General features: G+C 70.7%; 10 protein-coding genes. 8 read left to right on the forward strand and 2 right to left on the reverse strand.

Going from position 1 to position 12,014, the window contains the following annotated elements; all coding sequences use genetic code 11:
- The first annotated feature begins 357 nt into the window (after nucleotides 1-357).
- Both Q0066_RS08070 and Q0066_RS08075 read left to right on the forward strand, forming a co-directional pair.
- Nucleotides 358-603 (forward strand): CopG family transcriptional regulator, encoded by a 246-nt coding sequence (locus Q0066_RS08070; protein WP_298131833.1) that lies wholly within the window; start codon nucleotides 358-360, stop codon nucleotides 601-603.
- The gene (locus Q0066_RS08075; protein WP_298131834.1) at nucleotides 593-1,021 is read left to right on the forward strand and encodes a TA system VapC family ribonuclease toxin; all 429 of its coding nucleotides are present in this window, start codon (nucleotides 593-595) and stop codon (nucleotides 1,019-1,021) included. Before Q0066_RS08070 ends, Q0066_RS08075 begins: the two co-directional genes overlap by 11 nt.
- On the opposite strand, the gene Q0066_RS08080 is transcribed toward Q0066_RS08075, so the two are convergent.
- Nucleotides 1,002-1,775 carry an NAD(P)H-binding protein gene (locus Q0066_RS08080; RefSeq protein WP_298131836.1) on the reverse strand — a complete coding sequence of 258 codons (774 nt, stop codon included), beginning with the start codon at nucleotides 1,773-1,775 and terminating at the stop codon, nucleotides 1,002-1,004. The genes Q0066_RS08075 and Q0066_RS08080 overlap by 20 nt on opposite strands.
- A 44-nt stretch (nucleotides 1,776-1,819) precedes the next feature.
- Between Q0066_RS08080 and Q0066_RS08085 the strand changes: the two genes are divergently transcribed.
- Nucleotides 1,820-3,022: an arginine deiminase gene (locus tag Q0066_RS08085; protein ID WP_298131838.1), complete on the forward strand. Its 1,203-nt coding sequence runs from the start codon at nucleotides 1,820-1,822 to the stop codon at nucleotides 3,020-3,022.
- 158 nt (nucleotides 3,023-3,180) lie between these two features.
- Here Q0066_RS08085 and Q0066_RS08090 read toward each other — a convergent pair whose 3' ends face one another.
- Nucleotides 3,181-4,269: a branched-chain amino acid aminotransferase gene (locus tag Q0066_RS08090; RefSeq protein ID WP_298131840.1), complete on the reverse strand. Its 1,089-nt coding sequence runs from the start codon at nucleotides 4,267-4,269 to the stop codon at nucleotides 3,181-3,183.
- 167 nt (nucleotides 4,270-4,436) lie between these two features.
- Here Q0066_RS08090 and Q0066_RS08095 point away from each other — a divergent pair, with 167 nt between their 5' ends.
- The 5 genes from Q0066_RS08095 to Q0066_RS08115 all read left to right on the forward strand — a co-directional run.
- Nucleotides 4,437-4,931 (forward strand): type VI secretion system tube protein Hcp, encoded by a 495-nt coding sequence (locus Q0066_RS08095; RefSeq protein WP_298131842.1) that lies wholly within the window; start codon nucleotides 4,437-4,439, stop codon nucleotides 4,929-4,931.
- Between the two features lie 70 nt (nucleotides 4,932-5,001).
- The gene (locus Q0066_RS08100) at nucleotides 5,002-7,110 is read left to right on the forward strand and encodes a CHAT domain-containing protein (RefSeq protein WP_298131844.1); all 2,109 of its coding nucleotides are present in this window, start codon (nucleotides 5,002-5,004) and stop codon (nucleotides 7,108-7,110) included.
- Nucleotides 7,110-8,609 (forward strand): hypothetical protein, encoded by a 1,500-nt coding sequence (locus Q0066_RS08105; RefSeq protein WP_298131846.1) that lies wholly within the window; start codon nucleotides 7,110-7,112, stop codon nucleotides 8,607-8,609. Before Q0066_RS08100 ends, Q0066_RS08105 begins: the two co-directional genes overlap by 1 nt.
- A gap of 9 nt (nucleotides 8,610-8,618) precedes the next feature.
- Nucleotides 8,619-10,862: a CHAT domain-containing protein gene (locus Q0066_RS08110; RefSeq protein WP_298131847.1), complete on the forward strand. Its 2,244-nt coding sequence runs from the start codon at nucleotides 8,619-8,621 to the stop codon at nucleotides 10,860-10,862.
- 10 nt (nucleotides 10,863-10,872) lie between these two features.
- A partial coding sequence (locus Q0066_RS08115) for a DUF480 domain-containing protein (protein ID WP_298131849.1) occupies nucleotides 10,873-12,014 on the forward strand: 1,142 nt, incomplete at its 3' end.

A 12,014-nucleotide genomic window follows, 5' to 3' on the forward strand; every position in this document is an offset into this window, starting at 1 on the left:
GAGCCCGGGATGACGTTCCTAACCGGCCAAGAGGGTCTCGGCAAGCTCGACCAACGGCCAGCGCGACCGACGACCAAGCTCGGCGCTCAAAGCGGAGAGCCGGGTCCGGAACGCTTCCTCCCTTGCGTTCCGACCCGGCTCGATCCTTCTCACCATGTCGGGCAGTCCCCCGACCGATCTCGCGTCCCCCCGAATCGCGACTCCGGTCCTGCCCGGTGTGGTGGCTCAACCCCCCAACACGAGGAACTCTGCCCGAGCGACCTCAACGTTTCGTAAACGCGACCTCGGGGTCCGGCCAAGGTTCGCATTGACATCATGATGCTTGTGCCTACGCATCATGATGCGTAGGCTTTCGCCATGCGTACCACCGTCAATCTGGACGACGACGTGGCGGCGGCCGTCGCCCGGCTGCAGCGCGAGCGCGGCCTCGGCTTCTCCGCAGCCGTCAATGAACTCGCTCGTGGCGGGATCACAACTCGCCGGGTCGACTTCCGCTACGTCCACCCCTCCTACGACCTCGGTCTACAGGTCGACCTGACGAGCGTGGCGGACACGCTCGAGTTGCTCGACGATCTGGATCGGGCCGACGGTCATGCTTCTTGACGCCAATGTGCTGCTCTATTCGATCGACCGCTCCAGTAGGCAGCACACCGCATGCGCCGCCTGGCTGTCGGACGCGTTCGCGGGCCCCCGGCGAGTCGGGCTGCCCTGGCAGACCATCGGGGCCTTCCTCCGGATCTCCACCCACCCGCGGGCGTTCACCCGGCCGCTACGACCCGATCAGGCCTGGGAGGTCGTCGAGCAATGGTTGAACGCGCCCAACAGCTGGATTCCGGAGACCTCGGACGCGACCGCACGCATTCTCGGCGGGATGATCCGTGAGCTCGATCTGCGCGGCAACCTGATCTCGGACGCTCAACTGGCCGCGCTGGCGATCGAGCACGGGGTCGCCGTGGTCTCGGCCGATACCGATTTCGCTCGCTTTCCCGGCTTGCGCTGGGTCAACCCGCTGGCCGGCTGAGGCCTTCGGTCCGGGCCCATTCCTCGACCGTGGTCGGGTCGAGTTCGGCGTCCGGGCCGGGCAGCAGGCTGCCGTCGGTGAAGCCCGGCAGGCCGGGGACCGGCAACACGGCGACCCGGGCTCGGACGCCGCGGGCGCGCCACACCCTGCGCGCCAGGTCGGCGACGCTCATCGGTTCGGGACCGGCCAGCTCGATCCTGGTCGAGCCGGGGCTCTCCATTGCGGCCCGGGCCAGTCGCGCGGCGACCGCACCGTCTGCGACCGGCTGCATCCGCATCGCCGGGGCGAGTCCCACCCGACCCCAGCCGCCCAGGCGGAGCGCGACATAGACCTGGTCGGCGAACCCGTACCACTGGGTCGACCGGACCACCGTCACCGGAACCGGTCCGGTAGCCAGTGCCCGCTCCTGGGCGAGCTTGCCCTGGTAGTAGCCCATCCGGGCCAGCCCGGGGCGGTCGATGCCGACGATCGACACCACCACCAGCTGCCCCACCCCGGCCCGGGTGGCCGCCCGGCTCAACGCCTTGGCCGACGCCTCGAAAGTCGCACGCCGGTGATCGGCGGCGTCCGAACAGTCGATGACGGCCTCGATGCCCTCCAGCGATCTGGTCAGGTCGTCCGAATCGGACCGGGTCAGATCGAAGCCGGTGCGGCGCGACAGCGGCACTGCCGTGGCGCCGGCCTCGCTCAACGCCCGCACCACCCGGGCACCCATCCGACCGGAACCACCGACCACCGCAACGCGTTGCCTCATGGCCTCATCGTGACACTCGGCGACGAACCCTTAAGGTTTGGGCCATGGCTGAACAATTCCCGCACGGCGTCCGCTCCGAGGTCGGACGGCTGCGCACCGTCATGCTGCACCGACCCGGCAACGAGTTGCGCCGGCTGACCCCCCGCAACAACGACGCTCTGCTCTTCGACGGGCTGCCCTGGGTCGATCGCGCGCAGGAGGAGCATGACGCGTTCGCCGACGCGCTGCGCAGCCGGGGCGTGGAGGTGCTCTACCTCAGCCAACTGCTGATCGAGACCCTCGCCGACGCGGACGCGCGCGAGGCGGCCATCGCCCACACCATGACCGACCTGCGGCTGGGTGACACGCTGCGGCACTACCTGACCGATCTGCTGCACGACAAGGGACCGGAGGATCTGGCCGAGATCCTGATGGCCGGCCTGCGCAACGATGAGGTGTCCGACACCGGCAGCCTGGTGGCGGCGCTGCACGCCTCCGACGAGTTCCTGATCGACCCGCTGCCCAACCTGCTGTTCACCCGCGACTCCAGCGTCTGGGTCGGCGATCGGGTCACCATCACCTCGCTGGCGATGCCGGCCCGGGTGCGCGAGACCCAGCTCACCGAGCTGATCTACGAGTTCCATCCACGGTTCGCCGGCACCGAGCGGATCCATGGCTGGGACAAGGAGTTCCTCGAGGGCGGCGACGTGCTGGCGCTGGCCGAGGGCGTGCTGGCCGTCGGCGTCGGCGAGCGGACCCGTCCGGCGGGTGCCGAGCGGCTGGCCCGGACGGCGTTCGCGCAGGGCCTGGCACACACCGTGCTGGCGGTGCCGATCGATCAGGACCGGGCGACCATGCATCTGGACACCATCTGCACCATGGTCGACGCCGACGCCATGGTGATGTACCCGAACGTGGCGCACCGGTTGGCCGCCGCCACGCTGAAGCCGTCCGCCGACGGCGGCGTCCTGGTCGAGCCGCTGCGTCCGTTCCTGGACGCGGCCGCCAGCGCGATGGGCATCGAACGGCTGCGGCTGATCGACACCGGCCTCGATCCCGTGACCGCCGAGCGCGAGCAGTGGGACGACGGCAACAACACCCTGGCCATCGAGCCCAAGGTGGCGATCGCCTACGAGCGCAACACCGAGACCAACGAGCGGCTGGCCGCGGCCGGCATCGAGGTGGTCGCCATCTCCGGCTCCGAGCTGGGTTCGGGACGCGGCGGCCCCCGCTGCATGTCCTGCCCGATCAGCCGCGACGCGCTCTAGAGAAGCATTGACTTTTCGTCGGTCGAGCTTGTCGAGACCCTTCCGGCTCCAAGGCCTGACAAGGGGTTTCGACAAGCTCAACCAACGAACGGTGTCGAACTCAGCCAACGACCGGTTTCGACAAGCTCAACCAGCGGTGGTCGGGTTGGGCTGCGTCCCTAGACCTGGCGCAGCCAGCCGTGCTTGTCCTCGACCCGGCCGTACTGGATGTCGAGCAGGTGGGCCCGGATGGCCTGGCTGATCGTGCCCGGAGCGCCGTCGCCGACGGTGAACCGGCGATCGCTTCCGTTCACGCCGGGCGCGGCGAAGCCGACGATCGGGGTGACCACGGCGGCCGTCCCACAGGCCAGCACCTCGGTGATCGCACCGCTGCTGACGCCCTCGAAGACCTCGTCGATGGCGATCCGGCGCTCCACCGGACGCAGTCCGTGCTCGGGCGCCAGGGTCAGGATGGAGTCACGGGTGACGCCGTCCAGGATGGTGCCGGTCAGCGACGGGGTGACCAGTTCGCCGGCGGCGGTGACGAACATGATGTTCATCGTGCCGCACTCCTCCACCCAGCGGTGCTCGGCGCCGTCCAGCCAGATCACCTGGCCGCAGCCGTGTTCCGCGGCCTCGTCGGCGGCCGCCAGGCTGGCGGCGTAGTTGCCGCCGCACTTGGCCGCGCCGGTGCCTCCTTCGGCGGCCCGGGTGTAATTCGGGGTCGCCCACAACGTCACCGGCTCGGGGTAGTACGGCCCGACCGGTGAGGCGATCACGCAGAACGTGTACTCCTTGGCGGCCCGGACGCCGATCAGGGTTTCGCTGGCGATCTCGAACGGCCGGATGTACAGGCTCTGCTCGCCATCCGGCGAGGGCACCCACTCGCGGTCCAGGTCGACCAGTTCGGTGACGGCGGCGACGAAGTCGGCCTCGTCCACCGGGGCCATCGCCAGCCGGCGGGCCGAGGAGACGAAGCGGGCGGCGTTCTTCTCCGGACGGAACAGGGCGACCCCGCCGTCCGGCTGCCGGTAAGCCTTCAGGCCCTCGAAGATCTCCTGGCCGTAATGGAAGGTGGCCGCGCCGGGATGCAGCTCGAACGGACGGCGGGCGACGATCTCGCGGTCGTGCCAGCCGGAGCCGTCGGTCCAGGTGGCCAGCGCCATGTGGTCGGTGAAGTTCGCCCCGAACACCGGCTTCGCCACGATCGCGGCGCGCTCGTCGGCGGGCGTCGGGTGGTCGGTGCGGGTCAGGGCGAAGGTCGTCATGGCCGCAGAGTAATGCGCGCGGCCGGTTGCGCCGGCGGACGACCGGGACACGGTCAGCCGACGGCCGGCGATGCTCCACGAGCGAGCAAGAAATAGGCAATTGAACGCCCTTCCGTAAACCAGCCCCAGGCGCTACCTTCCGACCACCACGTAGGTAGGAGGCACGCATGCCCAGTTACCTGGCGATCCCCGGAATCACCGGGGATTCGGTGGCGGCCCGCCACGAAAGCGAAATCGAGATCGACACCTGGAGCTTCAGCTGCAGTCTCGCCACCGGGGCGTTCGGCACCGGCGCCCGAGCCAACCGGCCGGATCTGACCGCCCTCACCCTGACCTGTCGCAGTGGCAGCGCCTCGCCGCGACTGCTCGAGTACTGCGCCACCGGGCGCGCCCTGCCCCAGGCCGTGCTGACCCACGATCGGGGGGCCGGATCGGCGGCCACCGAGGTGAGGCTGACCGATGTCCGGGTCACCGGTTACACCGTGACCGGCGCCGGCGACGCCATGACAGACGAGTTCCGGCTGAGCTTCGGCACCGTGGCCTTCACGGTCCGGGTGCCGCGTCCGGACGGCAGCCTCGGCGATCCGGTCACCACCACCCAACCCACGCCCGGCTCACCGGTGCCCAGCCCTGGCAGCGGCGGGGTGTGGCGTCCGCGCTGAGTCAGCGGCAGATCAGCCGTCCGTATCACCGTCCACCCAGGTCAACTCATACGACCAAAAGGAGTCGTCGATGGATCCCGTGGTTGTGCTCGATGCCGAGATGTCCGTGGCGGCCGCGCGGTCGGTGATCAGCCTGGCCGGTGCCCACGAGATGCTGGTCGTGCGCCGTCCGGACCCTCGCACGCCCGGCGCGGTGCTCTGGTACTCGCTCGCCCCCGACGACCGCGACCGGGTGCTCGGGCCGACCGTCGACGACCAGATGCCGCTCGGCGTCTCTCTCGACCTTCACGAACACGGCGCCGACAAGGTGCGTCAGCTCGACGACGCCGAGGTCGTCGACGGCCACTGGACGGGCCTGGTGATCGACGGCAGCCGTCCGGTCGGCTGGATGTGGGGCGTGCCCCTCGAACAGGATCGCGGCCCCAGCCGCGGGATCGACTTCGGTGCCCGGCGTCCGATGGCACCGCCCCCGGACGCAGCACCCCCCGAACCCACCCGCGGCATCGACTTCGCCGAGCCCCCGCCGATGGCCGCGGACGCCGACGCCGAAGCCCCACCAGCGCCAGCGCCAGCGCCAGCGCCGACAAGCGAATCAGTGCAGGCGTTCCCGCGGGTCGACGTCCCCGAGACCGTGCCGCCGTCGGCCACCTTCGACGTCGTCGTCGGCTTGTCGCAACAGGCCCAGCCCGGCGTCCAGGGCGCCAAGATGATCATCGCGGTGCCCGCCGATCATTCGACGAGTCAACTGACCCTGCAGATCAAGGCGGAGAACTTCACCGTCGCCCAGGTGCGCCGGGATCTGGTGTTCGACCCGTCCGACATCACCGCCCATACCGCGAACTTCCAGCTGACCGCGCCCGCGGTCACCGAACCCTGGCAGGGCCGGATCGAGGTCGAGTACAGCCAGAACGGCCTGCTGATCGGCACCGCCTGGCGCGAGATCCTGGTCGCCCCGGACGCCCCCGCGCAGGCACCCACCTCCACCTCGGGCGGTGAGGTGGCGGTCAACCTCGACCAGACCGTGCCGATCGACCTGACCGTGTCGATCAGTCGCGGCGAGGCGGCCGGCACCTTCCTGTGGACGTTCACCACGCCGCACCCCGTCCAGCTGCCCGACGAGCAGGTGATCACCCACTTGGAACAGGACACCGCTGAGACGTTCGCGCTGCGCAAGATCCGCGAGATGGCCCAGGTGGACGGCAACCCCACCGCGGGACTGCGGATCGCCGGCGTCGCCACCGAGGTGGCCGGCGTGATGCCGCTGTGGTTCTGGAAGGTGCTGGCCCCGGTCTGGCGGATCGCCAAGGACGCCGGACGGCTGCCGACCCTGCTGCTGGTGTCGCAGGAGTCGCTGGTGCCGTGGGAGCTGGCCACCACCGATGAGGAGTTCATCGTCGACCGCACCCTGGTCGACCCGGCCGCGCCGCAACTGCTGGGCGCCCAGGCGATCGTCGGACGCTGGCGTCCGGCCGGGCCGGAGACGCCGTCCGGGATCCGCCGGCCCAGCACGACGCCGGCCGAATCGATGGCGGTCAGCAGCCTGGCCGTCGTGGTCGGCGAGTTCGGTCCGAGTTCGGGCATGAAGTCGCTGAAGGAGGCCATCGAGGAGGGCAAGCAGCTGACCACCACCTACCAGCCGTCGGTCTGGGTCAAGGCGACCGCCGACGAGGTGGCCAGCCTGCTCAAGGGCGAACTGACCGACCGCGGCGACCCCGTGGTGGCGCAGGTGCTGCACGTGGCGTCGCACGGCGAGGTCGATCCGGATTCGCCGATCAACAGCGGCCTGATCCTGTCGGACTCCTCGGTGCGCATCGACGAGTCGATCGTGATCGGCTCGAGCTTCACCAAATCCGCCGCCCCGCTGGTGTTCCTGAACTGCTGCCAGCTGGCCACCGAGACCGGCGGCGCGCTGATCGAGGGCGGTCTCGCCGCGGCCTTCCTGCGGGCCGGCGCCCGGGCGTTCGTGGCACCGCTGTGGAACGTCAACGACACCATCGCCAAGGACACCGCGCTCGCCTTCTACGCCGAGACCATCGGCAACGGCCGTGGAGTCGGTGACGTGATGCGTGAGCTGCGCGGCCGGTTCTCCACCCTCGACGGGCAGAACCAGACCACCCCGCTCGCCTACGCCTACTACGGGCACCCCGGATTGATCCTCACCAGGCAGGAGACCCACTGATGGCCACACTCGACGGCAGTTCCCGGCAGGTGAACCTGGGTCAGGGCATCGCCGTGCGCGCTCCCGGCCTGCGTGGCCGGGCCGACGCCCACAACGTCGCGCCCGGTGCCGAGACCCGGGCGCCCGAGGTGGACGGCTCCGGCGCCGCCCTGGACGCCGCACTCACCCGGGAGGGATTCCTGCGGCTGCGGGTGATCACCTTGGACGTGGCACCGGTGCCGCAGGCGCCCGCCGGTGACCTGCGGGCACCGGTCTCGGACGTGCCCGGCATGGAGGTCACCGTCCCCGATCTCGGCGAGGACGTCGCCCAGGTGCTGCTCGCGGTCGATGAGAACGGCGTAGTGAGCTGGAACTTCCCGGTCGATTCCGGGGACACCCTGGCGCCCACCACCCGCGGCTCGGGCGACGTCGTCCGGTTCATCGTGCCGGCCTTCGCCAGCGCGCCGGACGCCGGCGAGGCCGCCGAGACCCGCGGCGTGCTGGGCCTGATCGGACGCAAGGTGCTCGAACTGGTGGCACTGCCGCTGGCCGAGTTGGTGGTGCCGCCGCTGGCCGGGGCGGCCGCCCGGCTGTGGGAGTCCAAGTCGAGGATCGCCCGGGCCCGCAGCTTCACCCCGGCCAACTACACCAGCGGCGACGTGCCCAGCCTGGCCGACGCCGACTGGGAGAGGTTGGCGACCGGCCGCTCGCTGTGGTTCGTGCACGGCACCTTCGTCAACACCGACAGCGCGTTTCGCGCCTTCCCGTCCGATCTGCTGGCAGCCCTGTCCGACCACTACGGCGGACGCGTCGCCGCCATCGACCACCACACCCTGGGCGTCGATCCGATCGGCAACGCCGACCTGGTCCGCGAACTGGTGCCGGACGGCGTCCAGATCGAGGCCGACATCGTCTGCCACAGCCGCGGCGGCCTGGTCAGCCGGGCGCTGGCCGGGCAGGGCGGCGACCCGGTGTTCGACGTCCGCCGCATCGTGCACGTGGCGAGCGCCAACCACGGCACCGCGCTGGCCACCCCGAACAACCTGGTGCCGTTCATCGACCGGATCACCACCATGGTCAACCTGATTCCGGACGGCCCGGCCGCGGTCGTGGAGACCGCCCTGACCTCGGTGCTGGTGGTGGTGAAGATCATCGCCAAGTACGGCCTGGTCGGCATTCCGGGCCTGGCCGCGATGGATTCCGCCGGTGACTTCCTGCACGGCTTCAACAGCACCGAACTGCCGGCCGAGCAGTTCGCCATCGCCGCCGACTTCAGCCCGTCCGGCGGCTGGCGGGCGATGGCGGTGAAGAGCGTGCAGAACGTGGTGGTCGACCGGGTGTTCGGGGAACTGCCCAACGACCTGGTGGTGCCAACCGCCGGTGTTTACGAAGGCGATGACGCCATGCAGGTGCGTGAGGATCGCCGGCTGGTGCTGCCCAAGGCCCGCGGCGTCTACCACGGCAGCTTCTTCGGCCAGCGCGACGTGGCCACCCAGATCGCGAGTTGGCTGACCGGATAGGAGACGACCGTGGCTGCGCTGGACTACCTGGACTTCGATCTCGAGATCGAGGCGTCCGCCACGCCCGGCAGCTACGAAGTCTCGGTGCTGGCGTCGCCGCGCGGTGAGGCCAGCGGCGAGATGACCTTCCCGTTCAACCCGGACGCCCTGGAGAACGTCATTCTCAAGCTCGGCCGGACCCGCTCCGGCGTCCGGTCGCTCGGCTCACCGACCCAGCAGGTCGCCAAGCAGTTCGGCAGCACGCTGTACGACTCGGTGTTCGCCGGCGAGGTCGGCACCTGCTTCCGGCGCAGCCTCGACGAGGCGGACGCCCAGGGCAAGGGCCTGCGCGTCCGCCTCCGGCTGGGCAAGGCGCCTCAGCTCGCCGACGTGCCCTGGGAGTACCTGTACCCGGCCAGCCTGCGGCAGTTCCTGGTGCTGTCCACCAAGACCCCGGTGGTGCGTTACCTGGAGCAGCCGCGGGCAGTGCCACCGCTGACCGTGACGCCGCCGTTGCAGGTGCTGGTGGTGGTCTGCTCGCCGACGAACCTCGCCACCCTGGATGTGGACGCCGAGGTGCAGCGCATCCGGCACGCCCTGGCCGGCCTGGAGCAGTCCGGCCAGGTGCAGCTCACCGTGCTGCCGCACGCCCACCTCGCCGACCTGCGCGGCGTGCTGCGCAGGGCTCCGGTGCACGTGCTGCACTTCATCGGTCACGGCGGCTTCGACGATCGCACCGGCGACGGCATGCTCGCCTTCGAGGACGACCATCAGCTGGCGCACCTGGTCTCGGGTTCGGCGCTGGCGACGGTGATCCACGACCAGGACAAGCTGCGGCTGGTGGTGCTGAACGCCTGCGAAGGTGCCCGGCAGTCCCCGGCCGATCCGTTCGGCGGGGTCGCCCAAAGCCTGGTCGCGCAGGGCATTCCGGCGGTGGTCGCGATGCAGTTCGAGATCACCGACGAGGCCGCGACGGTGTTCAGCGCCGAGTTCTACAGCGCGCTGGCGGACGGCTACCCGATCGACGCGGCGTTGGCCGAGGCCCGGGTCGCGGTGTTCAGCGACGACAACGACGTCGAGTGGGGCACGCCGGTGCTCTACCTGCGGGCCAGCGACGGCCGGATCTTCGACGTCGCGTCGCACCCCTCGCCGACGGTCGCGGATCAGCCCGTGACGGCTCCCGACGCCGCTGGCGCCCGGGTGATTCCGGTGGTGGTCCCGCCCTGGCCGCCCGGCACCGACGCTCCGGGGGCGAGCTACGACCAGGGGCACCGGCTGCCGACGGCCCAGCCACAACCCGCCGAACCACAGCCACCCGAGCCGCCCGCCTGGACCGGCGGCGGATCCGGCGGCGCGGGTGGTGGCGGGTCGTCCGGGTACGAGCCGGCACCCGACCCGGCGGCGCCGTCCAGGTCGGGCGCGAAGTGGGCGATCCTCGGCGCCGTCGCGGCGGTGCTGGCCATCATCGTCTTCTTCGCCTGGCCCCGGCTGTTCCCGGCGTCCGTACCGGGCGCGGTCGAGTCGCCGACAGCACCGGTCACTCCGGAGCCGACGCTGCCGACGCCCACCCGTCCGACATCGCCGACACCGACCCGGCCCTCGACCACGCTGCCTCCGGTACGGGCGGTGCCGGCGCTGAAGGCGCTGCGTGGGCAGGTGGCTATCGACGGCGACACCGGCGATTGGCAGTGGCAGCTGGTGTCCCACGCCGAGCATCAGATCGCCGGCACCAGCAAGGCCACCGGCGACATCTACCTGATGTGGGACGACCAGGCCCTCTATCTGCTCGCCCAGGTCCAGGACGCCACTCCCCGCGCTCCCGACCCCGGCAAGCCCACCCAGATCTTCCGTGGCGATTCGGTGATTCTCGAGCTGGGCCCGGACAAGCGCCGGCTCACCGCGTCCGACCTGGCCAGACCGACTGACGCCTACTACATGTTCGGGCTGCCCAGCGGCGCCGGCACCCCGCCGCAGCGCGCGATCCTGGGGCCGAACGCCAAGCGCACCTCGTTCGAAACGGCGCGTGACGCGCAGACCCTGGAGGCCGCGATCACCCTCACCCCCACCGGTTATCTGCTGGAGGCGAAGATCCCATGGCGGACGACCGGGCTGAACGGCATCCGCGCGGGCGCGGTGCTGGCCGCCAACGTGCAGGTCTCCGAACGGAAGGCAGACAGCTACGGCAACCTCGGCATGCGCAGCACCAACCCGCAACGCACCGCGGAGCTGCGCGCCCATCCCGCGTACTGGCAGTCCCTGGAGCTACAGGCCTAGTCTTGCCGCCATGGCACTGCCCGTCCTCGATGCCACCGAGCAACGGATCCTCGGCAGCCTGCTGGAGAAGCAGCGCACCGTCCCCGCCACCTACCCGCTCAGCCTGAACGCGCTGCGGGTGGCCTGCAATCAGACCTCCAGCCGCGACCCGGTCACCGATTTCGACGACCAGACCATCGAGACGGCGGCGCGTGAACTGAAGGGACGCGGCCTGCTTCGCGTGGTGTGGGCCGGCAAAGGCTCACGAACGCTGAAATACCACCAACTCCTCGACGAGGTGCTCAGCCTGCAACCCGACGAGCGCGCGCTGCTCACCGTGCTGCTGCTGCGCGGCCCGCAGGCGCCCGGTGAGCTGAAGACCCGCACCGAGCGGCTGCATTCGTTCGCCGACCGGGACGCCGTCGAGCAGGTGCTGCACCGGATGGCCGCGCTGCCCGAACCGTTGGTGCGCGAGCTGGAGCGGCGTCCGGGCCAGCAGGATCGGCGCTGGGTGCATCTGCTCGGTCCGGTCGCCGAGTCGGCCGGCGCGACTCCGGCCGCCGCCGCGGTCGATCGGGACGTGGTGCTCGCCGAGGGCACCGACACCCGCGACGAACAGGTACGCGGCACCTACGACCAGATCGCCGACGCCTACTTCGAACGTCTCGGCGACGAACTCACCGAGCGACCGTTCGACGTCTGGCTGCTGGAGCGGATCGCCTCGCTGGCCGGCTCCGATCCGATCGTGGACGTCGGCTGCGGCCCGGGACACGTCGCGGCCTTCCTGGCCGACACCGGCGCCACGGTCAGCGGCATCGACCTGTCGCCGCAGATGGTGGCGGTGGCGTCCCGGGAGTTCCCCGACCTGGACTTCCAAGTCGGCAACCTGTTCAGCCTGCTCAAGCCACGGACGGCCGCCGGCTGGGGCGCGGTGCTGGCCTGGTACTCGCTGGTCCACCTGGCCGGTTCGGAGTTGGCGCCGGCGATCGCCGCGCTGGCCCGCACGCTGACCCCGGGCGGGGTGCTCGCGGTCGCCGTCCACGCCGGGGACGAGGTGCGCCGGGTCACCGAGTTCGTCGGCGAACCGGTCGAGATCGACTTCGTGCTGCACGACCAGGCCCAGGTTCTCGCGGCGTTCGCCGCCGCCGGGCTCAGTGAGATCGAGTGGTACCG

The sequence above is a fragment of the Micropruina sp. genome, from assembly GCF_027492755.1.
Lineage (GTDB): Bacteria > Actinomycetota > Actinomycetes > Propionibacteriales > Propionibacteriaceae > Micropruina.

What these genes read in the sequence shown, in the direction of transcription:
- Q0066_RS08100 (WP_298131844.1), top strand. Translation starts at nt 5,002, where the DNA reads ATGGATCCCGTGGTTGTGCTCGATGCCGAGATGTCCGTGGCGGCCGCG.
- Q0066_RS08105 (WP_298131846.1), top strand. Translation starts at nt 7,110, where the DNA reads ATGGCCACACTCGACGGCAGTTCCCGGCAGGTGAACCTGGGTCAGGGC.
- Q0066_RS08085 (WP_298131838.1), top strand. Translation starts at nt 1,820, where the DNA reads ATGGCTGAACAATTCCCGCACGGCGTCCGCTCCGAGGTCGGACGGCTG.
- Q0066_RS08095 (WP_298131842.1), top strand. Translation starts at nt 4,437, where the DNA reads ATGCCCAGTTACCTGGCGATCCCCGGAATCACCGGGGATTCGGTGGCG.
- Q0066_RS08070 (WP_298131833.1), top strand. Translation starts at nt 358, where the DNA reads ATGCGTACCACCGTCAATCTGGACGACGACGTGGCGGCGGCCGTCGCC.
- Q0066_RS08080 (WP_298131836.1), bottom strand. Translation starts at nt 1,775, where the DNA reads ATGAGGCAACGCGTTGCGGTGGTCGGTGGTTCCGGTCGGATGGGTGCC.
- Q0066_RS08090 (WP_298131840.1), bottom strand. Translation starts at nt 4,269, where the DNA reads ATGACGACCTTCGCCCTGACCCGCACCGACCACCCGACGCCCGCCGAC.
- Q0066_RS08075 (WP_298131834.1), top strand. Translation starts at nt 593, where the DNA reads ATGCTTCTTGACGCCAATGTGCTGCTCTATTCGATCGACCGCTCCAGT.